Below are 26,894 nucleotides of genomic sequence, written 5' to 3' on the forward strand. Positions count from 1 at the left end.
AGGCGATGGCGGGCGCCTGAAACGGGATACAATGGGGAATTTTCCGGTTCGGGATTAAGGAGCGCTGCGTGTCCCTCGGTACCTTGTATGTAGTGGCTACGCCCATCGGCAATCTCGACGACATCAGCGCCCGTGCCCAGCGCACCCTGCGCGAGGTGGCCCTGATCGCCGCCGAGGACACCCGCCACTCGATCCGCCTGCTGCAGCACTTCGGCATCGAGACGCCGCTGGCCGCCTGCCACGAGCACAACGAGCGCGAGCAGGGCGGGCGCTTCATCACCCGCCTGCTGGCGGGGGACGACGTGGCGCTGGTCTCCGATGCCGGCACGCCGCTGATCTCCGACCCCGGCTACCACCTGGTGCGCCAGGCGCGCGCCGCGGGCATCCGGGTGGTCCCGGTGCCGGGGGCCTGCGCGCTGATCGCCGGGTTGTCGGCGGCGGGCCTGCCGTCGGACCGCTTCGTCTTCGAAGGGTTCCTGCCGGCCAGGACGGCCGGGCGCAAGGCGCGCCTGGAGGCGCTGCGCGAGGAGCCGCGCACGCTGATCTTCTACGAGGCGCCGCACCGCCTGCTGGAGTGCATCCAGGACATGGCCGAGGTGTTCGGCGAGGCGCGCCAGGCGGTGCTGGCCCGCGAGCTGACCAAGACCTTCGAGACCCTCAAGGGCCTGCCCCTGGGCGAGTTGCGCGACTGGGTGGCGGCGGACGCCAACCAGCAGCGCGGCGAGTGCGTGCTGCTGCTGGGCGGCTGGGAGGCGCCGCAGGAGGAGGGCATCGACGCCGAAGCGCTGCGGGTGCTCGACCTGCTGCTGGCGGAGCTGCCGGTCAAGCGCGCGGCGGCGCTGGCGGCGGAGATCACCGGGGTGCGCAAGAACCTGCTGTACCAGGCGGCGCTGGAGCGCAAGGCGGACTGAGGCCGCCGTTCGCGACCTGAGACCTTCGTAGCGGGCTGGCGGATTGCCCTTGCGGCAGGCAGTCGCTGCCGCTAACCTTGGCGCCGGAGAGTCGATTGGACAGTCGCTGCCATGTGGTTTCCACATGGGGGAGGAAAGTCCGGGCTCCATAGGGCAGAGTGCCAGGTAACGCCTGGGAGGCGCGAGCCTACGGAAAGTGCCACAGAAAACAACCGCCTAAGCGCTACAGCGCCGGTAAGGGTGAAAAGGTGCGGTAAGAGCGCACCGCACGGCTGGCAACAGTGCGTGGCTAGGTAAACCCCACTCGGAGCAAGACCAAATAGGAATCCGTTGCGTGGCCCGCGCTGGATTCGGGTAGGTCGCTTGAGGCGTTCAGTGATGGACGTCCCAGAGGAATGGCTGTCCTCGACAGAACCCGGCTTACAGATCGGCTCTCCCCACTTTTCCCACTTCTTCCCACAACGACCATTTGTCGCGCGATGGAAGAAGCATAAATCTTAAGAAGTTGCTTTAAGTAAAAAAGCCCAGTGTTTTGAAAACACTGGGCTTTTTGCCTTTCCAGATGGCGTCAAAAACGCCACCGAACCTCTTAAAAGCACGCTAAATCTCCGTCCTATAAGGATTTTTCCCTTCGGCCTCGCCTTGACGGTGGGGAGCGCGCATTTCTATAGTGTGCGCAAGTGGTATGAAGTGGGTAAAAGTGGGATCAATTGGCAAGGAAAGCCAACCACCGGGGGAAACGCTGACGTGTTTCGCGGAGCCAACGCCATCAGTCTCGACGCCAAAGGGCGCCTCGCGATGCCGAGTCGGTATCGTGACGAGCTCGTTTCGCGTTGCAATGGCCAGCTCATCGTCACCATCGATGCCGTCGACCCCTGCCTGACCGTCTACCCCTTGCCCGAATGGGAACTCATCGAAGCCAAGCTCCGCGAGCTGCCCTCGCTGCGTGAAGAAACGCGGCGCCTGCAGCGTTTGCTGATCGGCAACGCGGTGGACCTGGAACTGGACGGCAACGGGCGTTTCCTGGTGCCGCCGCGGCTGCGCGAGTACGCCGGGCTGGACAAGCGGGCGATGCTCGTCGGCCAGTTGAACAAGTTCCAGCTGTGGGACGAAGACAAGTGGAATGCGGTGGCCGAGGCCGACCTCGCCGCCATCAAGGAACCCGGCGGACTGCCGGATGAACTACGCGACCTGATTTTGTGAGCCTGCCTGTGAACGCCACCTACCAACACATCACCGTTCTGCTCGAGGAGGCCGTCGACGCGCTGGCCCCGAGGGCGGGCGGCCGTTATGTGGACGGTACCTTCGGCAGGGGAGGGCACAGCCGGGCCTTGCTTGGCAGGCTGGACCCGGGCGGACAGTTGCTCGGGTTCGACAAGGACCCCCAGGCGATAGCCACGGGTCAAGCACTGGCGGCCGAAGACGGCCGCTTCGTCGTTGTACAAAGGTCGTTCGCCGAGATGGGCGAAGAGCTGGCCGCGCGCGGCCTGACCGGCCGCGTCGATGGCGTGTTGCTGGACCTGGGCGTGTCCTCGCCGCAGCTGGACGATCCCGAGCGCGGCTTCAGTTTCCTCAACGACGGCCCGCTGGACATGCGCATGGACCCGAGCCGCGGCGTCAGCGCCGCCGAGTGGATCGCCAGCGCCGCCGAGGACGAGATCGCCCGGGTGTTCAAGGAGTACGGCGAGGAACGCTTCGCCAGGCGCATGGCCCGCGCCATCGTGCAGCGCCGGGCGGAGAAGCCCTTCGAGCGCACCGCCGACCTCGCGGCCGTGATCACCGAGGCCAACCCGGCCTGGGAAAAGGGCAAGAACCCGGCTACCCGGGCCTTCCAGGGCCTGCGTATCCACGTCAACAACGAACTGGGCGACCTCGAGCGCGGCCTGGACGCCGCCCTGGAGGCGCTGGCGGTGGGTGGCCGGCTGGTGGTGATCAGCTTCCACTCCCTGGAAGACCGCATCGTCAAGCAGTTCATGCGCAAGCACGCCAAGGGCGAGGCGGACAACCTGCCGCGCGACCTGCCGATCCGCGCCAAGGCCTTCGAGCCGCGCCTGAAGCTGCTGGGCAAGCCGCAGTACGCTTCCGACGCCGAGCTCAAGGCCAACCCGCGCTCGCGCAGCGCGGTGATGCGCGTGGCGGAGAAGCTGCGATGAGCCGCCTGTTCGCCAAGCGCCTGCCCACCGGCAGCTTCATCATGCTGCTGCTGTTCATCGGCGTGCTGCTGTCGGCGATTTCCGTGGCCTACAGCGCCTACTGGAACCGCCAGTTGCTGAACACCCTGTACGCCGAACTCAGCGTGCGCGACAAGGCGCAGGCCGAGTACGGCCGCCTGGTGCTGGAGCAGAGCACCTGGACCGCCTACAGCCGCATCGAGACCCTGGCCACCGGCCAGTTGAAGATGCGCGTGCCGGACCCGGCGGAAATCATCATGGTGGCGCCATGAAGAACCTCAACGGCGCGCTCTTCCCCTGGCGTTTCCGCGTCGCCGTCGGGCTGCTGCTGGCGATGGTGGCCGCCATCGTCTGGCGCATCGTCGACCTGCACGTGATCGACCACGACTTCCTCCAGGAGCAGGGCGACGCGCGCAGCGTGCGGCACATCTCCATTCCGGCCCACCGCGGGCAGATCACCGACCGCAACGGCGAGCCGCTGGCGGTGAGCACCCCGGTCGCCACCCTCTGGGCCAACCCCAAGGAGCTGGTGCTGGAGCGCGACAAGTGGCCGATCCTGGCCCACGCCCTGGGGGTCAACCGCGACGCGCTGAGCGCGCGCCTGGAGCAGATGGCCGACAAGGAATTCATCTACCTGGTCCGCGGGCTCACGCCCGAGCAGGGCGAGGCGGTGATGGCCGAGGTCAAGGCCAACAGGATTCCCGGCGTCTACTCCATCGAGGAGTTTCGTCGTTTCTACCCGGCCGGCGACGTGACCGCCCAGGTGGTCGGCTTCACCGACGTGGACGACCGCGGCCGCGAAGGCGTCGAGCTGTCCTACGACAGCTGGCTGGCCGGCGTGCCGGGCAAGCGCCAGGTGCTCAAGGACCGCCGCGGCCACCTGATCCGCGACCTGCAGGTCACGCGCAACGCCAAGGCCGGCAAGACCCTGGCGCTGTCCATCGACCTGCGCCTGCAGTACCTGGCCAACCGCGAGCTGCGCAACGCCATCGTCGAGAACGGCGCCAAGGCCGGCAGCCTGGTGATCCTCGACGTGAAGACCGGCGAGGTCCTGGCCATGGCCAACCAGCCGACCTACAACCCGAACAACCGCCGCGACATGCAGCCGGAGATGATGCGCAACCGCGCCATGATCGACGTCTTCGAGCCGGGCTCGACCATGAAGCCGTTCTCCATGAGCGCGGCGCTGGAGACCGGGCGCTGGAAGCCCAGCGACACAGTCGAGGTCTACCCGGGCACCCTGCAGATCGGCCGCTACACCATCCGCGACGTGTCGCGCACCGAAGGCCCGGTGCTGGACCTCACCGGCATCCTCATCCGCTCCAGCAACGTGGGCATGAGCAAGGTCGCCTTCGACATCGGCGGCGAGGCCATCTACCAGCTGATGCAGAAGGTCGGCCTGGGCCAGGACACCGGCCTGGGCTTCCCCGGCGAGCGCGTCGGCAACCTGCCCAACTACCGCGAGTGGCGCAAGGCCGAGACCGCCACCCTGTCCTACGGCTACGGCCTGTCGGTCACCGCCATCCAGCTGGCCCACGCCTACGCGGCCCTGGCCAACAACGGCCAGACGGTGCCGCTGACCATGGTCCGCGCCGACCGCCAGCCGACCGCCAGCCAGGTGATCCCGGAGCCGGTCGCCAAGACCATGCAGGGCATGCTGCAGCAGGTGGTCGAGGCGCCGAACGGCGTCTATCGCGCCCAGGTCCCCGGCTATCATGTGGCCGGCAAGTCCGGTACCGCGCGCAAGACCCAGACCGGCGCCAAGGGCTACGCCGAGAATTCCTACCGCTCGCTGTTCGCCGGCTTCGGGCCGATGAGCAACCCGCGTTTCGTGGTCGTCGTGGTCATCGACGAGCCCAGCAAGGCCGGCTACTTCGGCGGCCTGGTCTCGGCTCCGGTGTTCAGCAAGGTGATGTCCGGCACGCTGCGATTGATGAACATTCCGCCAGACAACCTGCAGACGACCCCGCAGCAGCAAGCCGATGCTGCGCCCATGAAAGGAGGGCGTGGCTGATGCCGATGAGCCTTAACCAACTGCTGCCGCAGGCCGAGGACGGCGTGCTGATCCGCGAGCTGACCCTGGACAGCCGCGCGGTCAAGCCCGGCGACCTGTTCCTGGCCATTCCCGGTGCCCTGCACGACGGCCGCGCGCACATCGCCGACGCCGTCGCCCGTGGCGCCGCCGCCATCGCCTACGAGGCCGAGGGGGCGTCCGTCGCGCCCAGCGGCGATACGCCGCTGGTCGCCATCAAGGGCCTGGCCGCCCAGCTCTCGGCCATCGCCGGGCGCTTCTACGGCGAGCCCAGCCGCGGCATCGAGCTGATCGGCGTCACCGGCACCAACGGCAAGACCAGCGTCAGCCAGTTGCTGGCCCAGGCCCTGGACCTGCTCGGCCAGCGCTGCGGCATCGTCGGCACCCTGGGCAACGGTTTCCACGGCGCCCTGGAAAGCGGCAGGCACACCACCCCCGACGCCCTGGCGCTACAGGCCACCCTGGCGCGGCTGAAGCAGGACGGCGCGCGCGCCGTGGCCATGGAGGTGTCCTCCCATGGCCTGGAGCAGGGCCGCGTGGCCGCCCTCGAATTCGACGTCGCGGTGTTCACCAACCTGTCCCGCGACCACCTGGACTACCACGGCACCATGGAAGCCTATGGCGCCGCCAAGGCCAGGCTGTTCGCCTGGCCGGGCCTGAAGTGCCGGGTGATCAACCTGGACGACGCCTTCGGCCGCCAGCTGGCCGGCGAGGCGCACCCCTCGCGCCTGATGGGCTACAGCCTGGAAGACGCCAGCGCCTTCCTCCATTGCCGCGAGGCGCGCTTCAGCGACGCCGGCGTCGAAGCCCACCTGGTCTCGCCCAAGGGCGAGGGCGTGCTGCGCAGCCCGCTGCTCGGCCGCTTCAACCTGAGCAACCTGCTGGCGGTGGTCGGCGCGCTGCTCGGCCTGGACTACCCGCTGGGCGACATCCTCAAGGTGCTGCCGCAACTGCAGGGCCCGGTGGGCCGCGTGCAGCGCCTGGGCGGCGGCGACAAGCCGCTGGTGGTGGTGGACTACGCCCATACCCCCGATGCCCTGGAGAAGGTCCTGCTGGCGCTGCGCCCGCATGCCCACGGCAAGCTGCTGTGCCTGTTCGGCTGCGGCGGCGACCGCGACCGCGGCAAGCGCCCGATCATGGCCCAGGTGGCCGAACGGCATGCCGACGGCGTGCTGGTGACCGATGACAACCCGCGCAGCGAAGACAGCGCGCGGATCATCGACGACATCCGTGCCGGCTTCGCCAGGCCCGAGGCGGTGCGCTTCGTGCCGGGCCGCGGCCTGGCCATCGCCCAGCTGATCGCCGGCGCCGGCGCCGACGACGTGGTGCTGCTGGCCGGCAAGGGCCACGAGGATTACCAGGAGATCGCCGGCGTCCGCCAGCCGTTCTCCGACCTGCAAGAAGCCGCCAAGGCGCTGGCAGCCTGGGAGGTGAAGAAAGATGCTTAAGCCGCTGCTGCTCAGTGAAGTCGCCGCCGCCCTGGAAGGCCGCGTGCTGGGCGCCGACGTCGCCTTCGACGCGGTGAGCACCGACAGCCGCGCCATCGAGGCCGGCCAACTGTTCGTCGCCCTGAGCGGGCCGCGCTTCGACGGCCACGACTACCTCGCCGAGGTCGCCGCCAAGGGCGCCGTCGCCGCCCTGGTGCAGCGCGAGGTGGCGGAAGCGCCGCTGCCGCAGCTGCTGGTGGCCGACACCCGCGAGGCCCTCGGCCGCCTCGGCGCGCTGAACCGCGCCGCCTTCACCGGCCAGGTGGCGGCGGTGACCGGCTCCAGCGGCAAGACCACGGTCAAGGAGATGCTCGCCAGCATCCTGCGCACCCAGGGCGAGGTCCTGGCTACCCGCGGCAACCTGAACAACGACCTGGGCGCGCCCCTGACCCTGCTGCAGATCGGCCCGCAGCACGCCAGCGCGGTGATCGAACTGGGCGCCTCGCGGGTCGGCGAGATCGCCTACACCGTCGGCCTGACACGCCCGCAGGTGGCCATCATCACCAACGCCGGCACCGCCCACGTCGGCGAGTTCGGCGGCCAGGACAGGATCGTCCTGGCCAAGGGCGAGATCCTCGAGGGCCTGGATGCGGCCGGCAGCGCCGTGCTCAACCTCGACGACCGCGCCTTCGACACCTGGAAGGCCCGCGCCGCCGGGCGCCGGGTACTGAGTTTCGCGCTGAACAACGGCAACGCCGACTTCCGCGCCCGCGACCTGCAGCGCGACGCCCGCGGCTGCGTCGGCTTCACCCTGCTGGGGCTGGCCGGCGAGGCGCGCATCCAGCTCAACCTGCTGGGCGAACACAACGTCGCCAACGCCCTGGCCGCCGCGGCCGCGGCCCACGCCCTGGGCGTGCCGCTGGTCGGGATCGCCCGGGGCCTTGCGCAACTGCAGCCGGTCAAGGGCCGCGCGGTTGCCCAGCTGGCGACGAACGGCATGCGGGTGATCGACGACAGCTACAACGCCAACCCGGCGTCAATCTGCGCGGCCGTTGATATACTCGCCGGCTTTTCCGGCCGGACCGTCCTGGTCCTCGGGGACATGGGCGAACTGGGCGCCTGGGCCGAGGCCGCGCACCGCGAGGTGGGCGTCTACGCCGCGGGCAAGGTCGGTGCGCTCTATGCCGTGGGGCCGCTGATGCGCAACGCCGTCGAGGCGTTCGGCGCGGCGGGCCGGCACTTCGCCGACCAGGCCAGCCTGATCCAGGCCCTGGCCGGCGAACCCTCCACCACCACCATTCTGATCAAGGGCTCGCGCAGCGCGGCGATGGACAAGGTCGTCGCGGCGCTGTGCGCCTCCCCCGAGGAGAAACATTGATGCTGCTGCTGCTCGCCGAGTACCTGCAACAGTTCCACAAGGGCTTCGGCGTCTTCCAGTACCTGACCCTGCGCGGCATCCTCAGCGTGCTGACCGCGCTCGCCCTGTCGCTGTGGCTGGGCCCCTGGATGATCCGCACCCTGCAGATCCGCCAGATCGGCCAGGCCGTGCGCAACGACGGGCCGCAGTCGCACCTGTCGAAGAAGGGCACCCCGACCATGGGCGGCGCCCTGATCCTCACCGCCATCGCCATCAGCACCCTGCTCTGGGCCGACTGGTCGAACCGCTACGTCTGGGTGGTGCTGGCCGTGACCCTGCTGTTCGGCGCCATCGGCTGGGTCGACGACTACCGCAAGGTGATCGAGAAGAACTCCCGCGGCCTGCCGAGCCGCTGGAAGTATTTCTGGCAGTCGGTGTTCGGCCTGGGCGCCGCGGTCTTCCTCTACCTGACCGCCGAGACCCCGGTGGAAACCACCCTGATCCTGCCGCTGCTGAAGAACATCGAGATTCCCCTGGGCATCTTCTTCGTGGTGCTGACCTACTTCGTCATCGTCGGCTCCAGCAACGCGGTGAACCTGACCGACGGCCTGGACGGCCTGGCGATCATGCCGACGGTGATGGTCGGCGGCGCCCTGGGCATCTTCTGCTACCTGTCGGGCAACGTGAAGTTCGCCGAATACCTGCTGATCCCCAGCGTGCCCGGGGCCGGCGAGCTGATCATCTTCTGCTCCGCCATCGTCGGTGCGGGCCTGGGCTTCCTCTGGTTCAACACCTACCCGGCGCAGGTCTTCATGGGCGACGTCGGCGCGCTGGCCCTGGGCGCCGCGCTGGGCACCATCGCGGTGATCGTCCGCCAGGAGATCGTGCTGTTCATCATGGGCGGGGTGTTCGTCATGGAAACCCTGTCGGTGGTCATCCAGGTCGCCAGCTTCAAGCTGACCGGAAAACGGGTGTTCCGCATGGCGCCCATCCACCACCACTTCGAACTCAAGGGCTGGCCGGAGCCGCGCGTGATCGTGCGCTTCTGGATCATCACGGTGATTCTCGTGCTGATCGGCCTGGCCACGTTGAAACTGCGTTGAGGGCAAAAGCAGCATGAGCCTGATCGCTTCGGACAATTTCCGCATCGTTGTCGGCCTCGGCAAGAGCGGCATGTCGCTGGTGCGCTTCCTGGCGCGCCAGGGCGTGCCTTTCGCCGTGGCCGACACCCGCGAGAATCCGCCGGAGCTGGCCAGCCTGCGCGCCCAGTACCCGCAGGTGGACGTGCGTTGCGGCGAGCTGGACGCCGGGTTCCTCTGCCGCGCCCGCGAGCTGTACGTCAGCCCCGGCCTGTCGCTGCGTACGCCGGCGCTGGTGGAAGCTGCCGCCCGTGGCGTGCGCCTGTCCGGCGACATCGACCTGTTCGCCCGCCATGCCAAGGCGCCGATCGTCGCCATCACCGGCTCCAACGCCAAGAGCACCGTGACCACGCTGGTCGGCGAGATGGCCGCGGCGGCCGGCAAGCGCGTGGCGGTGGGCGGCAACCTGGGCACCCCGGCCCTGGACCTGCTGGCCGACGACGTCGAGCTGTACGTGCTGGAGCTGTCCAGCTTCCAGCTGGAGACCTGCGAGCGCCTGGGCGCCGAGGTCGCCACCTGCCTGAACGTCAGCGAAGACCACATGGACCGCTACGACGGCATGGCCGACTACCACCTGGCCAAGCACCGCATCTTCCGCGGCGCCCGCCAGGTCGTGGTGAACCGCGCCGACGCCCTCAGTCGTCCGCTGATCGCCGACGCCGTGCCGTGCTGGACCTTCGGCACCGACAAGCCCGACTTCAAGGCCTTCGGCCTGGTGGAAGAGGGCGGCGAGAAGTGCCTGGCCTTCCAGTTCGAGGCGCTGATGCCGGTACGCGAGCTGAAGATCCGCGGCGCCCACAACCAGTCCAACGCCCTGGCCGCCCTGGCCCTGGGCCACGCCGTGGGCCTGCCGTTCGAGCCCATGCTGCAGACCCTGCGTGAATTCGCCGGCCTGGCCCACCGTTGCCAGTGGGTCGGCGAGCGCGCCGGGGTGAGCTTCTACGACGACTCCAAGGCCACCAACGTCGGCGCCGCGCTGGCCGCCATCGAGGGCCTGGGCGCCGACATCGACGGCAAGCTGGTGCTGATCGCCGGCGGCGATGGCAAGGGCGCGGATTTCAGCGCCCTGCGCGAGCCGGTGGCGAAGTTCTGCCGCGCCGTGGTGCTGCTCGGCCGCGACGCCGAGCTGGTTGGCGCTGCGCTGAGCGACCAGACGCCGAAAGTGCGCGTGCAGACGCTGGACGAAGCCGTGCGCAAGGCCGCCGAGCTCGCCAAAGCGGGCGACGCCGTGCTGCTGTCGCCGGCCTGCGCCAGCCTGGACATGTTCAGGAACTTCGAAGAGCGCGGCCGCCTGTTCGCCAGGGCCGTGGAGGAGATCGCCTGATGTTCTCCTTCCTGCGCCCATACCCGTCCCCGCTGATCAGCCGCAACGGCATCGACCTGGACTTCCCGCTGCTCGCCGGTTGCCTGGCGTTGCTCGGCCTGGGCCTGGTGATGGTGACCTCGGCGTCCTCGGAAGTGGCGGCGGCGCAGTCGGGCAACCCGCTGTACTTCTCGGTGCGCCACCTGATCTACCTGGCCATCGGCTTCGTCGCCTGCGGCGTGACCATGCTGACGCCGATGGAGACCTGGCAGCGCCACAGCTGGAAGCTGCTGGGCGTGGCCTTCCTGCTGCTGGTGGCGGTGATCACCCCCGGCGTCGGCCGCGAGGTCAACGGCTCCATGCGCTGGATCGGCTTCGGCCTGTTCAACATCCAGCCCTCGGAGATCGCCAAGGTCTTCGTGGTGGTGTTCATGGCCGGCTACCTGGTGCGCCGCCAGCACGAGGTGCGCGAGAGCTGGATCGGCTTCTTCAAGCCCTTCGCCGTGCTGCTGCCGTTCGCCGGCCTGCTGCTGCGCGAGCCGGACTTCGGCGCCACCGTGGTGATGATGGGCGCCGCGGCGGCCATGCTGTTCCTCGGCGGCGTCGGCCTGTTCCGCTTCGGCCTGATGGTGGCCCTGGCGGTGGGCGCGGTGGCCCTGCTGATCTGGACCCAGCCCTACCGGATGGCGCGCCTGACCAACTTCAGCGACCCCTGGGCCGACCAGTTCGGCGCCGGCTACCAGCTCAGCCAGGCGCTGATCGCCTTCGGCCGCGGCGGCTGGACCGGCATGGGCCTGGGCAACAGCATCCAGAAGCAGTTCTACCTGCCCGAGGCGCACACCGACTTCGTGTTCGCCGTGCTGGCCGAGGAGCTGGGCATCGTCGGCGCCCTGGCCACCGTCGGCCTGTTCGTCTTCGTCGGCCTGCGCGCGCTCTACATCGGCATCTGGGCCGAGCAGGCCAAGCAGTATTTCTCCGCCTACGTGGCCTACGGCCTGGCCTTCCTGTGGATCGGCCAGTTCCTCATCAACGTCGGCGTGAACGTCGGCCTGCTGCCGACCAAGGGCCTGACCCTGCCGTTCCTCAGCTACGGCGGTTCCTCGCTGGTCATCTGCTGCGCCTGCCTGGGCATGCTGCTGCGCATCGAATGGGAGCGGCGCACGGCGGTGGGCAGCGAAGAGTACGAATTCACCGAGGAGGACTTCGCCGATGAAAGGTAACGTCCTCATCATGGCCGGCGGCACCGGCGGCCACGTGTTCCCGGCCCTGGCCTGCGCCCGCGAGTTCCAGGCCCGCGGCTACGCCGTGCACTGGCTCGGCACGCCGCGCGGCATCGAGAACGACCTGGTGCCCAAGGCCGGCCTGCCGCTGCACCTGATCAACGTCAGCGGCCTGCGCGGCAAGGGCCGCCTGGCCCTGCTGCGCGCGCCCTTCGACCTGCTCAAGTCGCTGTTCCAGGCCCTGGGCGTGGTTCGCAGGCTCAAGCCGGTCTGCGTGCTCGGCCTGGGCGGCTACGTCACCGGCCCCGGCGGCGTGGCGGCGAAGCTGAGCGGCGCGCCCCTGGTGATCCACGAGCAGAACGCCGTCGCCGGCACCGCCAACCGTGGCCTGGCGCCGCTGGCCAGGCGCGTCTGCGAGGCCTTCCCGGACACCTTCCCGGCCAGCGCCAAGCGCCTGACCACCGGCAACCCGGTGCGCGCCGAGCTGTTCCTCGACGCCGACGCCCGCGCCGCGCTGGCCGGCCGCAAGGTCAACCTGCTGGTGCTGGGCGGCAGCCTGGGCGCCGAGCCGCTGAACAAGCTGCTGCCCGAGGCGCTGAGGCTGATCCCCGCCGAGCAGCGCCCGGCCATTCGCCACCAGGCCGGTCGTCAGCATGCCGAGGTCACCGCGGAGCGTTACGCCCAGGCCGGTGTCCAAGCCGACGTCGCTCCGTTCATCGGCGACATGGCCGCGGCCTACGCCTGGGCCGACCTGGTGATCTGCCGCGCCGGCGCCCTGACCGTCAGCGAGCTGACCGCCGCCGGCCTGCCGTCCTTCCTGGTGCCGTTGCCCCACGCGATCGACGACCACCAGACGCGCAATGCCGAATTCCTGGTACGGGAGGGCGCCGCCCGCCTGCTGCCGCAAAAGTCTACCGACGCCGCCGACCTGGCCGCGCAGCTGTCCGAGGTATTGATGCATCCCGAATCCCTGAAGCAGATGGCCGCCAGCGCCCGGCGCCTGGCCATGCCCGAGGCTACCCGCACGGTGGTCGACGCTTGCCTGGAGGTGGCCCGTGGTTAACGAACCCGGCGGCACCCGCACCATGCGGCGCATCCGCCGCATCCACTTCGTCGGCATCGGCGGCGCCGGCATGTGCGGCATCGCCGAGGTGCTGCTGAACCTCGGCTACGAAGTGTCCGGTTCCGACCTCAAGGCCTCGGCGGTGACCGAGCGCCTGGAGAAGTTCGGCGCCCAGGTCTTCATCGGCCACCGCGCGGAGAACGCCGACGGTGCCGACGTGCTGGTGGTTTCCAGCGCGGTGAACAAGGCCAACCCGGAAGTCGCCGCCGCCCTGGAGCGCCGCGTGCCGGTGGTGCCGCGCGCGGAAATGCTCGCCGAGCTGATGCGCTACCGCCACGGCATCGCGGTGGCCGGCACCCACGGCAAGACCACCACCACCAGCCTGATCGCCTCGGTGTTCGCCGCGGGCGGCCTGGACCCGACCTTCGTCATCGGCGGCCGCCTGAACGCCGCCGGCACCAACGCGCAGCTGGGCACCAGCCGCTACCTGGTGGCCGAGGCCGACGAGAGCGACGCCAGCTTCCTGCACCTGCAGCCGATGGTCGCGGTGGTCACCAATATCGACGCCGACCACATGGCCACCTATGGCGGCGACTTCAACAAGCTGAAGAAGACCTTCGTCGACTTCCTGCACAACCTGCCGTTCTACGGGCTGGCGGTGATGTGCGTGGACGACCCGGTGGTCCGCGAGATCCTCCCGCAGGTGGCGCGCCCGACCGTCACCTACGGCCTCAGCGAAGACGCCGACGTGCGCGCCATCAACATCCGCCAGGAAGGCATGCGCACCTGGTTCACCGTGCTGCGCCCGGAGCGCGAGCCGCTGGACGTCTCGGTGAACATGCCCGGCCTGCACAACGTGCTGAATTCCCTGGCGACCATCGTCATCGCCACCGACGAGGGCATTTCCGACGAAGCCATCGTCCAGGGCCTGTCCGGCTTCCAGGGCGTGGGCCGGCGCTTCCAGGTCTACGGCGAGCTGCAGGTCGACGGCGGCAGCGTGATGCTGGTCGACGACTACGGCCACCACCCGCGCGAAGTCGCCGCGGTGATCAAGGCCGTGCGCGGCGGCTGGCCGGAGCGGCGACTGGTGATGGTCTACCAGCCGCACCGCTATACCCGTACCCGCGACCTCTACGAGGACTTCGTGCAGGTGCTCGGCGAGGCCAACGTGCTGCTGCTGATGGAGGTCTACCCGGCCGGCGAGGAGCCGATCCCCGGCGCCGACAGCCGCCAGCTGTGCCACAGCATCCGCCAGCGCGGCCAGCTCGACCCCATCTACCTGGAGCGTGACGGCGACCTCGCCGCGCTGCTCAAGCCGCTGCTGCGCGCCGGCGACATCCTGCTCTGCCAGGGTGCCGGCGACATCGGCGGCCTGGCCCCGGCGCTGATCAAGAACCCGATGTTCGGCGGCGACGCCCCGAGGAAGGCGTGATGAACGACGCACTCGAATCCACCCTCGAGCCCCGTGCCTTCGGCCGCGTCGCCGTGCTCTACGGCGGCAGGAGCGCCGAGCGCGAGGTCTCGCTGAAATCCGGCGGCATGGTCCTCAAGGCCCTGCAGGACGCCGGGGTGGACGCCTTCGGCATCGACGTGGGCGACGACCTGCTGCAGCGCCTGCTGAGCGAGAAGATCGACCGCGCCTTCATCATCCTCCACGGCCGTGGCGGCGAGGACGGCAGCATGCAGGGCCTGCTGGAAGTCGCCGGCATCCCCTACACCGGCAGCGGCGTGCTGGCTTCGGCGCTGGCCATGGACAAGCTGCGCACCAAGCGCGTGTGGCTGAGCCTGGGCCTGCCGACGCCGGCCTATGCCGTGCTGGCCAGCGAGGACGACTGCCGCCGCGCCGCGACGGAACTGGGCTTCCCGCTGATCGTCAAACCGGCCCATGAAGGCTCCAGCATCGGCATGGCCAAGGTGGACGGCGTGGAAGCGCTGATCGCGGCCTGGCGCAGCGCCGCCGAATACGATTCGCAAGTGCTGGTCGAGCAGTGGATCAGCGGCCCCGAGTTCACCGTGGCCACCCTGCGCGGCCAGGTGCTGCCGGCCATCGGCCTGGGCACCCCGCACAGCTTCTACGACTACGACGCCAAGTACCTGGCCAGCGATACCCAGTACCGCATCCCCTGCGGCCTTGCCCCCGAGAAGGAACGCGAGCTGCAGGACCTGTGCGCCCGCGCCTGCGAGGCGCTGGGCATCCAGGGCTGGGGGCGGACCGACGTGATGCAGGACGCCGAGGGGCGTTTCTGGCTGCTCGAAGTCAACACCGCACCGGGCATGACCGACCACAGCCTGGTGCCCATGGCCGCGCGCGCGGCCGGCCTGGATTTCCAGCAACTGGTGCTGGCGATCCTCGCCGACAGCGTCGAGGCAAGGGGGTAAGACCATGAACGGCGCGATGCTCCGCCACTCGCAACCCGGTATCGGCCGCGCGCCCGCGCGCAAGCCGGTGCCGCGCGGCGCCAGCCGCCTGGTGGCGAAGGAGCCGATCAGCGCTCGCCTGCCCAGGCCCGGCTTCGGCTTCCTGCGCATCCTGATGTGGCCGGTGCTGCTGGCCGCGCTGGGCTTCGGCGCCTACCAGGGCGCGCAGTACGTGCTGCCCTACGCCGACCGCCCGATCGCCAAGATCAGCGTCGAGGGCGACCTCAGCTACATCAGCCAGCAGGCGGTGCAGCAGCGCATCACGCCGTTCGTCTCGGCCAGCTTCTTCACCATCGACCTGGCCGGCATGCGCCAGGAACTGGAGCAGATGCCCTGGATCGCCCACGCCGAGGTGCGCCGCGTCTGGCCGGACCAGGTGGTGATCCACCTGGAGGAACAGCTGCCGGTGGCCCGCTGGGGCGACGAGGCGCTGCTGAACAACCAGGGCCAGGCCTTCGCGCCCCACGAGGTGTCGCACTACGAGCACCTGCCGCGCCTGTCCGGCCCGCAGTTCGCCCAGCAGAAGGTGATGCAGCAGTACCAGATCCTCAGCCAACTGCTGCGGCCCCTGGGCTTCACCATCGCCAGCCTGGAGATGAGCTCGCGCGGCGCCTGGACGCTGGACACCGCCCAGGGCGTGCAGATCGTCCTGGGCCGCGACCACACGGTCGAACAGATCCGCCGTTTCGTGACCATCTACGAAAAGGCCCTGAAAGAACAGATATCGAAGATTGCGCGCATCGACATGCGCTACCCCAACGGCCTGGCCGTGGCGTGGCGCGACCCGCTGCCGCAGACGGACGTGGCCCAGGCCGCGGCCGCGCAGTGATTTGAGGAGACAGCAATAACCATGGCAAGCGTGCAGAGCGGCAAGATGGTGGTCGGCCTGGACATCGGTACCTCCAAGGTGGTGGCACTGGTGGGCGAGGTCGCGGCCGATGGCAAGCTGGAGATCGTCGGCATCGGCACCCATCCGTCGCGCGGCCTGAAGAAGGGCGTGGTGGTGAACATCGAGTCCACCGTGCAGTCCATCCAGCGCGCCATCGACGAGGCGCAGCAGATGGCCGGCTGCCGGATCCACTCGGCCTTCGTCGGCATCGCCGGCAACCACATCCGCAGCCTGAATTCCCACGGCATCGTGGCCATCCGCGACCGCGAGGTCAGCCCGGCCGACATCGACCGCGTGCTCGACGCCGCCCAGGCCGTGGCCATCCCGGCCGACCAGCGGGTGCTGCACACCCTGGCCCAGGACTACGTGATCGACAACCAGGAAGGCGTGCGCGAGCCGCTGGGCATGTCCGGCGTGCGCCTGGAAGCCAAGGTGCACGTGGTGACCTGCGCGGTGAACGCCGCGCAGAACATCGAGAAGTGCGTGCGCCGCTGCGGCCTGGAAGTCGACGACATCATCCTCGAGCAACTGGCCTCGGCCTACTCGGTGATCACCGAGGACGAGAAGGAACTGGGCGTGTGCCTGGTGGACATCGGCGGCGGCACCACCGACATCGCCATCTTCACCGAGGGCGCCATCCGCCATACGGCGGTGATCCCGATCGCCGGCGACCAGGTCACCAACGACATCGCCATGGCCCTGCGCACCCCCACGCAGTACGCCGAGGAAATCAAGATCCGCTACGCCTGCGCCCTGGCCAAGCTGGCCGGCGCGGGCGAAACCATCAAGGTGCCCAGCGTCGGCGACCGGCCGCCGCGGGAGCTGTCGCGCCAGGCCCTGGCCGAGGTGGTGGAGCCGCGTTACGACGAGCTCTTCACCCTGGTCCAGGCCGAACTGCGGCGCAGCGGCTACGAGGACCTGATCCCGGCCGGGATCGTCCTGACCGGCGGCACCGCCAAGATGGAAGGCGCCGTGGAGCTCGCCGAGGAGATCTTCCACATGCCGGTGCGCCTGGGCGTGCCGCAGGGCGTCAAGGGGCTGACCGACGTCGTGCGCAACCCCATCTATTCCACCGGCGTGGGCCTGCTCATGTATGGCCTGCAGAAGCAGTCCGACGGCGTCTCCATGTCCGGCGGCAGCGGCTTCAGCGATGAACCCAAGACACCTGTCCTGGAACGGCTCAAACGCTGGGTCCAGGGCAATTTCTGATTTACCGGCGCGGTAAAACGTAGGCGACACAACTAGAAAGGAAGGAGAAGGGAAAATGTTCGAGCTCGTCGATAACGTCCCACAAACGGCAGTAATCAAAGTCATCGGTGTCGGTGGTGGCGGCGGCAACGCCGTGAACCACATGGCCAAGAACAACGTCGATGGCGTGGAGTTCATCTGCGCCAACACCGACGCCCAGGCGCTGAAGAACATCGCGGCGCGCACCGTGCTGCAGCTTGGCCCGGGCGTGACCAAGGGCCTGGGCGCCGGCGCCAACCCTGAAGTCGGCCGCCAGGCCGCGATCGAGGATCGCGAGCGCATCGCCGAGGTGCTGGAAGGCGCCGACATGGTCTTCATCACCACCGGCATGGGTGGCGGCACCGGTACCGGTGCGGCGCCGATCATCGCCGAGGTGGCCAAGGAAATGGGCATCCTGACCGTCGCGGTGGTCACCCGTCCGTTCCCGTTCGAGGGCCGCAAGCGCATGCAGATCGCCGACGAGGGCATCCGCTCCCTGGCGGAAAGCGTCGACTCGCTGATCACCATCCCCAACGAGAAGCTGCTGACCATCCTCGGCAAGGATGCCAGCCTGCTGGCCGCCTTCGCCAAGGCCGACGACGTGCTGGCCGGCGCCGTGCGCGGCATCTCCGACATCATCAAGCGTCCGGGCATGATCAACGTCGACTTCGCCGACGTGAAGACCGTGATGAGCGAGATGGGCATGGCCATGATGGGCACCGGCGCCGCCAGCGGCCCGAACCGTGCCCGCGAGGCCACCGAGGCGGCGATCCGCAACCCGCTGCTGGAAGACGTCAACCTGCAGGGCGCCCGCGGCATCCTGGTGAACATCACCGCCGGTCCCGACCTGTCCCTGGGCGAGTACTCCGACGTGGGCAACATCATCGAGCAGTTCGCCTCCGAGCACGCCACCGTCAAGGTGGGCACCGTGATCGATCCGGACATGCGCGACGAACTGCACGTCACCGTGGTCGCCACCGGCCTGGGCGCGCGCCTGGAAAAACCGGTCAAGGTGGTCGACAACACCGTGCAGACCCAGGCGGTCAGCAGCCAGGCTCCGGTACAGCGCGAGCAGCAGTCGGTGAACTACCGTGACCTGGACCGCCCGACCGTGATGCGCAACCAGGCGCACGGCAGCGCGGCCACCGCGGCCAAGCTCAACCCGCAGGACGACCTGGACTACCTGGATATCCCGGCATTCCTGCGTCGCCAGGCCGATTGAGGCAATTTATCAGGAGTATGAACGTGATTGGTGTTCAGCAAAGGGCGGTTCTGCTATCATCGCCGCCCATTGTTGACAACAGTTCGCAACTTGCGCGAAAGCGGCCAAAGCCATGATCAGACAACGCACCTTGAAGAACATCATCCGGGCCACCGGCGTCGGTCTGCACTCGGGGGAGAAGGTCTACCTCACCCTGAAGCCGGCTCCGGTGGACAGCGGTATCGTGTTCGTCCGTACCGACCTCGACCCGGTGGTGGAAATCCCGGCACGGGCCTCGAACGTCGGCGAGACCACCATGTCGACCACCCTGGTCAAGGGTGACGTCAAAGTGGATACGGTGGAGCATCTGCTCTCGGCCATGGCCGGCCTGGGCATCGACAACGCCTATGTCGAGCTGTCCGCCTCGGAAGTGCCGATCATGGACGGCAGCGCGGGGCCCTTCGTATTCCTGATCCAATCCGCCGGCCTGCAGGAGCAGGAGGCGGCCAAGAAGTTCATCCGCATCAAGCGTGAAGTGACCGTGGAAGAGGGCGACAAGCGCGCCACTTTCGTTCCCTTCGACGGCTTCAAGGTGAGCTTCGAGATCGATTTCGATCACCCGGTCTTCCGTGGTCGCACCCAGAAGGCGACGGTGGACTTCTCCAGCACTTCCTTCGTCAAGGAAGTCAGCCGCGCGCGGACCTTCGGGTTCATGCGCGACATCGAGTACCTGCGTTCGCAGAACCTGGCGCTCGGTGGCAGCGTGGAGAACGCCATCGTGGTCGACGAGTATCGCGTGCTCAACGAAGACGGTCTTCGTTACGAGGACGAGTTCGTCAAGCACAAGATCCTGGACGCCATCGGTGACCTGTACCTGCTTGGTAACAGCCTTATCGGCGAGTTCCGCGGCTTCAAGTCCGGCCATGCCCTGAACAACCGCCTGCTCCGCGCACTCATCGCGGACAAGGAGGCCTGGGAAGTGGTCACCTTCGAAGACGCGAGCACCGCGCCGATTTCCTACATGCGGCCCGCTGCGGCCGTTTGAGGAAACCTTCCTCCTTTCAAGCCGTACATATTGAAGGCCACCTCCGGGTGGCCTTTTTTTATGTTTGCGAAATGACGCGGGCAAGATGCTTGGAGGTTGGAGAAGGAAAATTCACACGAGTTCACCGGCAAAGGCCGATGAAAGGCCCGAACGGATCGGCGGTAGCGGCGGGGCTCAGTCTTCGCGCGGGCGGCTGCGGCTGGCCAGGCGTTCCAGGGCGGCCTTCAGGCGCGGGTTGCTGATGCCTTCGGCGGCTTCCTGCAGGGCTTCGGCGGCGGCGACGGAGAGCTGGTGGGTGCGCACCGGCGCCCGGCGCTCGACCTGGGGCTGGACCTTGAACAGGATGTGCTGCAGCCCGGCGAACTCGTCGAACATCTGCAACTGGCGCAGCAGGCGTTTCTGCTGGTAGCGCAGGCGCGTGGCCCAGTGCGCGTCGGTCAGCACCAGCAGCAGGCTGCCGGCGCGCCAGGCGGCGACCCGGCAGTGCGGGCGCGCGGCCGGCTGCAGCTGGCTGTCGAGCAGCTGTTGCAACTGGGCGAGGCGCTGGGCCTCGTTGAACAGCGTCTGCAACGGCTTGGCTTCGCGCAGCAGCTTGGTGGTGGCCTGTGCCGGCAGCGGGCGGAACGCCATGGCGAAAATTCCGGGGTTGTTGAGCGCCGATGGTATCAGAATGGGGGCATCCCGGGCCGCCGCGCCGACGTCCGCCGCAGTCGAGCCTTGAACTTTCCCCGTGCGACACAATATAAAGCAGGCGGACTGCCAGTCCTCCCCCGCGTTCCGGCCAGGCAATGTGCGTGCAGGGAAAGTCCCCGGCATGACCTGGGCACTTCTTTCGTTCACGTTTCCGAGTAGAATGCTCCCTTTGCCGTCGATGCAAGCCGCGGCCAGCCAGTCGGGCAGCCCTCCATTCCCCAAGTTCGGATGACCCAGTCGATATGTTTGCGCCTTTGTTGAAAAAACTCTTTGGAAGCAAGAACGAGCGTGAAGTGAAGCGCATGGCCAAGCAGGTCCAGGCCATCAATGCGCTCGAGCCACAGATGGTGGCGCTTTCCGATGAGCAACTGAAGGCCAAGACCGAAGAGTTCAAGGCGCGCGTGGCCAAGGGCGAGAGCCTCGACGACCTGCTCCCCGAAGCCTTCGCCGTGGCCCGCGAGGCGGGCAAGCGGGTGATGGGCATGCGCCACTTCGACGTCCAGCTGATCGGCGGCATGACCCTGCACGAGGGCAAGATCGCCGAGATGCGCACCGGCGAGGGCAAGACCCTGGTGGGCACCCTGGCGGTGTACCTGAACGCGCTGTCCGGCAAGGGCGTGCACGTGGTCACCGTGAACGACTACCTGGCCCGCCGCGACGCCAACTGGATGCGTCCGCTGTACGAGTTCCTCGGCCTTTCCGTGGGCATCGTCACGCCGTTCCAGCCGCCGGAGGAGAAGCGCGCGGCCTACGCCTCGGACATCACCTACGGCACCAACAACGAATTCGGCTTCGACTACCTGCGCGACAACATGGCCTTCAGCCTGCAGGACAAGTTCCAGCGCGAGCTGAACTTCGCCGTGGTCGACGAAGTGGACTCCATCCTCATCGACGAGGCGCGCACCCCGCTGATCATCTCCGGCCAGGCCGAAGACAGCTCCGAGCTGTACATCAAGATCAACAAGCTGATCCCGCGCCTCAAGCGCCACATCGAGGAAGTCGAGGGCCAGGTGACCCAGCAGGGCCACTACAGCATCGACGAGAAGACCCGCCAGGTCGAACTCAACGAGCAGGGCCACGCCTACGTCGAGGAACTGCTGAGCCAGGCCGGCCTGCTGGGCGAGGGCGAGAGCCTCTACTCGGCGCACAACCTCAGCCTGCTGACCCACGTCTACGCCGCGTTGCGCGCCCACACCCTGTTCCACCGCAACGTCGAATACATCGTCCAGGGCGACCAGGTCCTGCTGATCGACGAGCACACCGGCCGCACCATGCCCGGCCGCCGCCTCTCCGAGGGCCTGCACCAGGCCATCGAGGCCAAGGAGAACCTGCCGATCCAGGCCGAGAGCCAGACCCTGGCCTCCACCACCTTCCAGAACTACTTCCGCCTCTACACCAAGCTGTCCGGCATGACCGGCACCGCCGACACCGAGGCCTTCGAGTTCCGCCAGATCTACGGCCTGGACGTGGTGGTGATCCCGACCCACCGGCCGATCGCCCGCAAGGACTTCAACGACCTGGTCTACCTGACCCAGGAAGAGAAGTACGCCGCGATCATCACCGACATCCAGCAGAGCCAGGCCCTGGGCCGGCCGATCCTGGTCGGTACCGCCTCGATCGAGACCTCCGAGTACGTCTCCCAGCTGCTGCAGCAGGCCGGCATCGAGCACAAGGTGCTCAACGCCAAGTACCACGAGAAGGAAGCCGAGATCATCGCGCAGGCCGGTGCGCCGGGCTCGGTGACCATCGCCACCAACATGGCCGGCCGCGGTACCGACATCCTCCTGGGCGGTAACTGGGAAGCCGAGATCGCCGGCCTGGAAAACCCCAGCGATGAGCAGATCGCGCAGATCAAGGCCGAATGGCAGAAGCGCCACCAGCAGGTGATCGAGGCCGGCGGCCTGCACGTGATCGCCTCCGAGCGCCACGAGTCCCGCCGTATCGACAACCAGCTGCGGGGCCGCTCCGGCCGCCAGGGCGACCCGGGTTCCAGCCGCTTCTACCTGTCGCTGGAAGACAACCTGATGCGCATCTTCGCCTCCGACCGGGTGAAGAACTTCATGAAGGCCCTGGGCATGCAGCCGGGCGAGGCCATCGAGCACCGCATGGTCAGCAACGCCATCGAGAAGGCGCAGCGCAAGGTCGAAGGCCGCAACTTCGACATCCGCAAGCAGCTGCTCGAGTTCGACGACGTGGCCAACGAGCAGCGCAAGGTGATCTACCACATGCGCAACAGCCTGCTGGCCGCGGAGAACATCGGCGACACCATCGCCGAGTTCCGCGAGGAAGTGCTGAACAACACCATCAGCCAGCACATCCCGCCGCAGTCGCTGCCCGAGCAGTGGGACATCTCCGGCCTGGAAGCCTCGCTGTACAGCGACTTCGGCCTGAAGCTGCCGGTCCAGCAGTGGCTGGACGACGACGAGAAACTCTACGAGGAGACCCTGCGCGAGAAGATCCTCGCCGAGCTGGTCGCCGCCTACAACGAGAAGGAAGAGCTGGCCGGCGCCGAGGCGCTGCGCACCTTCGAGAAGCAGATGCTGCTGCGCGTGCTGGACGACCTGTGGAAGGACCACCTGTCCACCATGGACCACCTGCGCCACGGCATCCACCTGCGCGGCTACGCGCAGAAGAACCCGAAGCAGGAATACAAGCGCGAGTCCTTCAACCTGTTCCAGGAACTGCTGGATTCCATCAAGCGCGACACCATCCGCGTGCTGTCCTTCGTCCAGGTCCGCCGCGAGGATCCGGCCGAGGAAGAGGCGCGCCTGCGCCGCGAGGCCGAGGAAATGGCCAAGCGCATGCAGTTCCAGCACGCCGAGGCGCCGTCCATCGACCAGGCCCCCGATGCCGAGGAAGGCGAAGAGGGCGAGCAGGGCCCGGCCCAGGTCGTGCCGCTGGAGCCGGTGCGCGCCGAGCCGAAGATCGGCCGCAACGAGCTGTGCCCCTGCGGCTCCGGCAAGAAGTACAAGCATTGCCATGGCCAGGTGAACTGATCCGCCTGACCTGACCACACGACGCCGCGACCGGCCCTGCCGCTCGCGGCGTTTTTCACATTCGATCCACCCTTTTTCGTAAGGAGCACATCCATGGCTGTCGGTCTCGGCCCCATCTCCACCCTGCATCCGGTCCCCGGCTTCGAACTGGGCATCGCTTCCGCCGGCATCAAGCGCCCCGGTCGCAAGGACGTCGTGGTGATGCGCTGCGCCGAAGGCTCCACCGTGGCCGGGGTGTTCACCACCAACGCCTTCTGCGCCGCGCCCGTGCTGCTGTGCAAGAAGCGCTTCCTCGGGCCGGTGCGCTACCTGGTGACCAACACCGGCAACGCCAACGCCGGCACCGGCGAGCCGGGCCTGGCCAACGCCTCGGCGGTGTGCGCCAGGCTGGCCGAGCTGGCCGGCGTGGACGAAAGCCAGGTGCTGCCGTTCTCCACCGGGGTGATCGGCGAGCCGCTGCCGGTGGCCAAGATCGAGGCCGCGCTGCCGGCCGCCCTGGCCGCCCTGGGCCCGGACAACTGGGCCGAGGCCGCCGCCGGCATCATGACCACCGACACCCTGCCCAAGGGCGCCAGCCGCCAGTTCGTGCACGACGGCGTCACCGTCACCGTCACCGGCATCAGCAAGGGCGCCGGCATGATCAAGCCGAACATGGCTACCATGCTCGGCTACATCGCCACCGACGCCAAGGTCGCCCAGGGCGTGCTGCAGGACCTGCTGCGCGACGCGGCGAACAAGTCGTTCAACCGCATCACCATCGACGGCGACACCTCCACCAACGACAGCTGCACCCTGGTCGCCACCGGCCAGGCCGCGCTGCCGGAGATCACCCAGGCCAGCGGCGCGTTGTTCGGCGCCCTGAAGCAGGCGGTGATCGAGGTGTCCATGGAGCTGGCCCAGGCCATCGTCCGCGACGGCGAAGGCGCCACCAAGTTCGTCACCGTGCAGGTCAATGGCGGCGGCACCCACCAGGAGTGCCTGGATGTCGGCTACGCCGTGGCCCACTCGCCGCTGATCAAGACCGCGCTGTTCGCCTCCGACCCGAACTGGGGCCGCATCCTTGCCGCGGTGGGCTACGCCGGCGTGCCGAACCTGGACGTCAGCAAGATCGACGTGTTCCTCGACGAAGTCTGCATCGCCAGCCGCGGCTGCCGCGCCGCCAGCTACACCGAGGACCAGGGCGCGCGGGTGATGGCCCAGGAAGAGATCACCATCCGCATCGAGCTGGGCCGCGGCGACTGCAGCGAGACCATCTGGACCACCGACCTGTCCCACGAGTATGTGAAGATCAACGCGGAATACAGGACCTGAAGGCAGCTTGCAGCTTGCAGCTTGCAGCTTGAGCGAGGAACGAGCGATGAAACTGGTCATTGGCAGCAAGAACCTGTCGTCCTGGTCGTTGCGTGGCTGGCTGGCCATGCAACTGACCGGTGCGGAATTCGAAGAGGTGCTGATCCCGCTGGGCGGCGTCGACACCTCGCGGCGCATCCGCGAGCACTCGCCCACCGGCAAGGTGCCGGTGCTCGAGTGCGAGGACGGGGTGATCTGGGATTCCCTGGCCATCGCCGAGTACCTGGCCGAACGCTTCCCCGAGGCACACCTGTGGCCGCGCGGCGAGGCGGCCCGGGCGCTGGCGCGGTCGATCTGCGCGGAGATGCACAGCGGCTTCCCCGCCCTGCGCTCGCACATGCCCATGGACCTGCAGCGGCACAAGCCGCTGGCCAAGGTGCCGCCCGAGGTGGAAACCGACATCGCCCGCGTCATCGAGCTGTGGACCCTGTGCCGCCAGGGCTTCGGCCAGGACGGGCCGTTCCTGTTCGGCCATGCCAGCATCGCCGACGCCTTCTACGCGCCGGTGGCCACGCGCCTGCGCAGCTACGCCGTGGAGCTGCCGCCGCTGGCCAAGGCCTACGTGGACACCATCTACCAGTGGGCGGCCTTCCAGCCCTGGCTGCAGGCCGCGCTGGCCGAGCGCCCCTGAGCGCCGGCAACCGACGAGGAGTTATGCAGTGAAACGAGTACATGTCGCCGCCGCCGTGATCCGTGGCGCCGATGGCCGCGTGCTGATCGCCCGGCGCCCGGACGACAAGCACCAGGGCGGCCTCTGGGAGTTCCCCGGCGGCAAGGTGGAGGAGGGCGAGCCGGTGCAGGCGGCGCTGGCCCGCGAGCTGGAAGAGGAGCTGGGCATCCGCGTCGAGCGCGCCCGGCCGCTGATCCGCGTGGCCCACGACTACCCGGACAAGCAGGTGCTGCTGGACGTCTGGGAGGTCTCGGGGTTCTCCGGCGAGCCCCACGGCGCCGAGGGCCAGCCGCTGGCCTGGGTGGCCCCGCGGGAGCTGCCCGACTACGAGTTCCCCGCCGCCAACCGGCCCATCGTGCACGCCGCGCGGCTGCCCGAGCGCTACCTGATCACCCCCGACGGCCTGGAGCCGCAGGAAGTCCTGCAGGGCATCCGCGCCGCCGTGGCCGGCGGCGTGCGCCTGATCCAGCTGCGCGCGCCGAACATGTACAGCCCGGAATACCGCGACATGGCGGTGGACGCCGTGGGGCTGTGCGCCGGCAAGGCGCAGCTGATGCTCAAGGGCCCGCTGGAATGGCTGGGCGACTTCCCCTCCGCCGGCTGGCACCTGACCGCCGAGCAACTGCGCAAGTACGCCCCCAACGGCCGTCCCTTCCCCCAGGAGCGCCTGCTCGCGGCCTCCTGCCACGGCGCCGAGGAGCTGGCGCTGGCCAGCGCCATGGGCGTGGACTTCGTCACCCTGTCGCCGGTGCAGCCCACCCAGAGCCACCCGGGCGAACCGGCGCTGGGCTGGGACGCGGCGCAGCAACTGGTGGAAGGCTTCAACCAGCCGGTATTCCTCCTCGGCGGCCTGGGCCCGCAGGACCTGGAGCGCGCCTGGCAGGCAGGCGCCCAGGGCGTGGCCGGCATCCGCGCGTTCTGGCCGAAGGCCGGGGCGTAGGCCGGAGCAGCCAGGCCGTACCGAGGTGCTCTTCGTAGGAGCGAGCTTGCTCGCGAATGAGCCCCGCAGCGCTTCCTGTTCGCGAGCAAGCTCGCTCCTACGAAAAGCCGTGCTTCCCAGCAACGTAGGAGCAGACCTTGTCCGCGATAGCCGGACGTATCGGCGCGGATCGCGGATGAGATCCGCTCCTACAATCGCCCCCACGTCATTCCCATTGTAGGAGCGCGCCCTGCGCGCGAATCGCGGGCAGGGCCCGCTCAGTTTGTTTCAGGCGGGCTTTTCCGCCGCCTTCCACAACACCTCGGCCACGCCCTGGCGCTTGGCGGCGATGCGCGCGGCGACGAATAGCAGGTCCGACAGCCGGTTCAGGTAGCGCAGCCCCGCGCCCTGCAGCGGCTCCTCGGCGTTGAGCTGCTGGCAGCGGCGCTCGGCCTTGCGCGCCAGGGCGCGGCACACGTGGATCTGCGCCACCAGGCGGGAGCCGCCGGGGAGGATGAAGTCCTTCAGCGGTTCCAGCTCCTCGTTCCAGGCGTCGATGGCCTGCTCCAGGCGGGCCACCTCGTGGTCGTCCAGGGCCCGGTATTGCGGCATCGCCAGTTCGCCACCGAGGTCGAACAGGCGGTGCTGCACCGGCGCCAGCACCGTCAGCAGCTGGTCCAGCGCGGCGCTGCGGGCTTCCTGCAGGTCGGCCAGCAGCAGTCCCAACTGGCTGTTCAGTTCGTCCACGCAACCGATGGCCTCGATGCGCGGGTGGTGCTTGGGCACCCGGCTGCCATCGGCCAGGCCGGTTTCGCCGGCGTCGCCGGTGCGGGTGTAGATCTTCGACAGGCGGTAGCCCATGC

Annotated in this window: 23 protein-coding genes and 1 other RNA gene; 22 read left to right on the forward strand and 2 right to left on the reverse strand. The window is 68.4% G+C overall.

The annotated features are described in order from the left end of the window. Positions 1 to 68 precede the first annotated feature (68 nt). The 18 genes from rsmI to lpxC all read left to right on the forward strand — a co-directional run bounded on the left by rsmI (position 69) and on the right by lpxC (position 19,403). A complete protein-coding gene (rsmI, locus tag CHC02_RS06345; RefSeq protein ID WP_089390646.1) occupies positions 69 to 911 on the forward strand; it encodes a 16S rRNA (cytidine(1402)-2'-O)-methyltransferase in 843 nt (280 codons plus the stop codon). Between the two features lie 87 nt (positions 912 to 998). Then, positions 999 to 1,350: RNase P RNA component class A (rnpB, locus tag CHC02_RS06350), an RNA gene on the forward strand. 308 nt (positions 1,351 to 1,658) lie between these two features. Then, positions 1,659 to 2,114: a division/cell wall cluster transcriptional repressor MraZ gene (gene mraZ / locus CHC02_RS06355; RefSeq protein ID WP_089390647.1), complete on the forward strand. Its 456-nt coding sequence runs from the start codon at positions 1,659 to 1,661 to the stop codon at positions 2,112 to 2,114. An 8-nt stretch (positions 2,115 to 2,122) separates the two neighbouring features. Further along, entirely contained in the window at positions 2,123 to 3,064 is a 942-nt protein-coding gene (rsmH, locus tag CHC02_RS06360; protein ID WP_089390648.1) for a 16S rRNA (cytosine(1402)-N(4))-methyltransferase RsmH, read from the forward strand. Then, on the forward strand, positions 3,061 to 3,354 hold the full coding sequence (gene ftsL / locus CHC02_RS06365) for a cell division protein FtsL (protein ID WP_089390649.1): 294 nt from the start codon (positions 3,061 to 3,063) through the stop codon (positions 3,352 to 3,354). The genes rsmH and ftsL overlap by 4 nt, the downstream gene beginning before the upstream one ends. Then, entirely contained in the window at positions 3,351 to 5,096 is a 1,746-nt protein-coding gene (locus CHC02_RS06370) for a peptidoglycan D,D-transpeptidase FtsI family protein (RefSeq protein ID WP_089390650.1), read from the forward strand. The genes ftsL and CHC02_RS06370 overlap by 4 nt, the downstream gene beginning before the upstream one ends. Beyond that, complete coding sequence (locus tag CHC02_RS06375; protein WP_089390651.1) at positions 5,096 to 6,562, forward strand: UDP-N-acetylmuramoyl-L-alanyl-D-glutamate--2,6-diaminopimelate ligase; 1,467 nt, start codon at positions 5,096 to 5,098, stop codon at positions 6,560 to 6,562. The genes CHC02_RS06370 and CHC02_RS06375 overlap by 1 nt, the downstream gene beginning before the upstream one ends. Further along, positions 6,555 to 7,919: a UDP-N-acetylmuramoyl-tripeptide--D-alanyl-D-alanine ligase gene (locus CHC02_RS06380; protein ID WP_089390652.1), complete on the forward strand. Its 1,365-nt coding sequence runs from the start codon at positions 6,555 to 6,557 to the stop codon at positions 7,917 to 7,919. The genes CHC02_RS06375 and CHC02_RS06380 overlap by 8 nt, the downstream gene beginning before the upstream one ends. After that, a complete protein-coding gene (gene mraY, locus CHC02_RS06385; protein ID WP_089390653.1) occupies positions 7,919 to 9,001 on the forward strand; it encodes a phospho-N-acetylmuramoyl-pentapeptide-transferase in 1,083 nt (360 codons plus the stop codon). The genes CHC02_RS06380 and mraY overlap by 1 nt, the downstream gene beginning before the upstream one ends. Before the next feature lie 13 nt (positions 9,002 to 9,014). After that, positions 9,015 to 10,361: a UDP-N-acetylmuramoyl-L-alanine--D-glutamate ligase gene (murD, locus tag CHC02_RS06390; RefSeq protein ID WP_089390654.1), complete on the forward strand. Its 1,347-nt coding sequence runs from the start codon at positions 9,015 to 9,017 to the stop codon at positions 10,359 to 10,361. Then, positions 10,361 to 11,560 carry a putative lipid II flippase FtsW gene (ftsW, locus tag CHC02_RS06395; RefSeq protein WP_089390655.1) on the forward strand — a complete coding sequence of 400 codons (1,200 nt, stop codon included), beginning with the start codon at positions 10,361 to 10,363 and terminating at the stop codon, positions 11,558 to 11,560. The genes murD and ftsW overlap by 1 nt, the downstream gene beginning before the upstream one ends. Further along, on the forward strand, positions 11,550 to 12,623 hold the full coding sequence (gene murG, locus CHC02_RS06400) for an undecaprenyldiphospho-muramoylpentapeptide beta-N-acetylglucosaminyltransferase (RefSeq protein WP_089390656.1): 1,074 nt from the start codon (positions 11,550 to 11,552) through the stop codon (positions 12,621 to 12,623). The genes ftsW and murG overlap by 11 nt, the downstream gene beginning before the upstream one ends. After that, positions 12,616 to 14,055, forward strand: coding sequence for a UDP-N-acetylmuramate--L-alanine ligase (gene murC, locus CHC02_RS06405; protein WP_089390657.1), 1,440 nt, complete (start codon positions 12,616 to 12,618; stop codon positions 14,053 to 14,055). The genes murG and murC overlap by 8 nt, the downstream gene beginning before the upstream one ends. After that, positions 14,055 to 15,002, forward strand: coding sequence for a D-alanine--D-alanine ligase (locus CHC02_RS06410; protein WP_089390658.1), 948 nt, complete (start codon positions 14,055 to 14,057; stop codon positions 15,000 to 15,002). Before murC ends, CHC02_RS06410 begins: the two co-directional genes overlap by 1 nt. 4 nt (positions 15,003 to 15,006) lie before the next feature. Continuing rightward, positions 15,007 to 15,870, forward strand: coding sequence for a cell division protein FtsQ/DivIB (locus CHC02_RS06415; RefSeq protein ID WP_089390659.1), 864 nt, complete (start codon positions 15,007 to 15,009; stop codon positions 15,868 to 15,870). A 21-nt stretch (positions 15,871 to 15,891) separates the two neighbouring features. Further along, a complete protein-coding gene (gene ftsA, locus CHC02_RS06420) occupies positions 15,892 to 17,139 on the forward strand; it encodes a cell division protein FtsA (RefSeq protein ID WP_089390660.1) in 1,248 nt (415 codons plus the stop codon). Positions 17,140 to 17,194: 55 nt separating this feature from the next. Further along, the gene (gene ftsZ, locus CHC02_RS06425) at positions 17,195 to 18,379 is read left to right on the forward strand and encodes a cell division protein FtsZ (protein ID WP_009617925.1); all 1,185 of its coding nucleotides are present in this window, start codon (positions 17,195 to 17,197) and stop codon (positions 18,377 to 18,379) included. Between the two features lie 112 nt (positions 18,380 to 18,491). After that, positions 18,492 to 19,403 (forward strand): UDP-3-O-acyl-N-acetylglucosamine deacetylase, encoded by a 912-nt coding sequence (gene lpxC / locus CHC02_RS06430; RefSeq protein ID WP_009617927.1) that lies wholly within the window; start codon positions 18,492 to 18,494, stop codon positions 19,401 to 19,403. A 174-nt stretch (positions 19,404 to 19,577) separates the two neighbouring features. Here lpxC and CHC02_RS06435 read toward each other — a convergent pair whose 3' ends face one another. After that, complete coding sequence (locus tag CHC02_RS06435) at positions 19,578 to 20,033, reverse strand: DciA family protein (protein WP_089390661.1); 456 nt, start codon at positions 20,031 to 20,033, stop codon at positions 19,578 to 19,580. Between the two features lie 305 nt (positions 20,034 to 20,338). Here CHC02_RS06435 and secA point away from each other — a divergent pair, with 305 nt between their 5' ends. The 4 genes from secA (at position 20,339) to CHC02_RS06455 (ending at position 26,052) form a co-directional block, all read left to right on the forward strand. Then, entirely contained in the window at positions 20,339 to 23,092 is a 2,754-nt protein-coding gene (secA, locus tag CHC02_RS06440; protein ID WP_089390662.1) for a preprotein translocase subunit SecA, read from the forward strand. 93 nt (positions 23,093 to 23,185) lie between these two features. Continuing rightward, positions 23,186 to 24,403 carry a bifunctional glutamate N-acetyltransferase/amino-acid acetyltransferase ArgJ gene (gene argJ, locus CHC02_RS06445; protein ID WP_089390663.1) on the forward strand — a complete coding sequence of 406 codons (1,218 nt, stop codon included), beginning with the start codon at positions 23,186 to 23,188 and terminating at the stop codon, positions 24,401 to 24,403. A 46-nt stretch (positions 24,404 to 24,449) separates the two neighbouring features. After that, positions 24,450 to 25,073: a glutathione S-transferase family protein gene (locus CHC02_RS06450; protein ID WP_089390664.1), complete on the forward strand. Its 624-nt coding sequence runs from the start codon at positions 24,450 to 24,452 to the stop codon at positions 25,071 to 25,073. A gap of 28 nt (positions 25,074 to 25,101) precedes the next feature. Further along, positions 25,102 to 26,052, forward strand: a complete 951-nt coding sequence (locus CHC02_RS06455) for a Nudix family hydrolase (RefSeq protein WP_089390665.1) — start codon at positions 25,102 to 25,104, stop codon at positions 26,050 to 26,052. 267 nt (positions 26,053 to 26,319) lie between these two features. Here CHC02_RS06455 and CHC02_RS06460 read toward each other — a convergent pair whose 3' ends face one another. Further along, positions 26,320 to 26,892 (reverse strand): cob(I)yrinic acid a,c-diamide adenosyltransferase, encoded by a 573-nt coding sequence (locus CHC02_RS06460; protein WP_089390666.1) that lies wholly within the window; start codon positions 26,890 to 26,892, stop codon positions 26,320 to 26,322. Between the last annotated feature and the right edge of the window lie 2 nt (positions 26,893 to 26,894).

The organism is Pseudomonas delhiensis, from assembly GCF_900187975.1.
GTDB lineage: Bacteria > Pseudomonadota > Gammaproteobacteria > Pseudomonadales > Pseudomonadaceae > Pseudomonas > Pseudomonas delhiensis.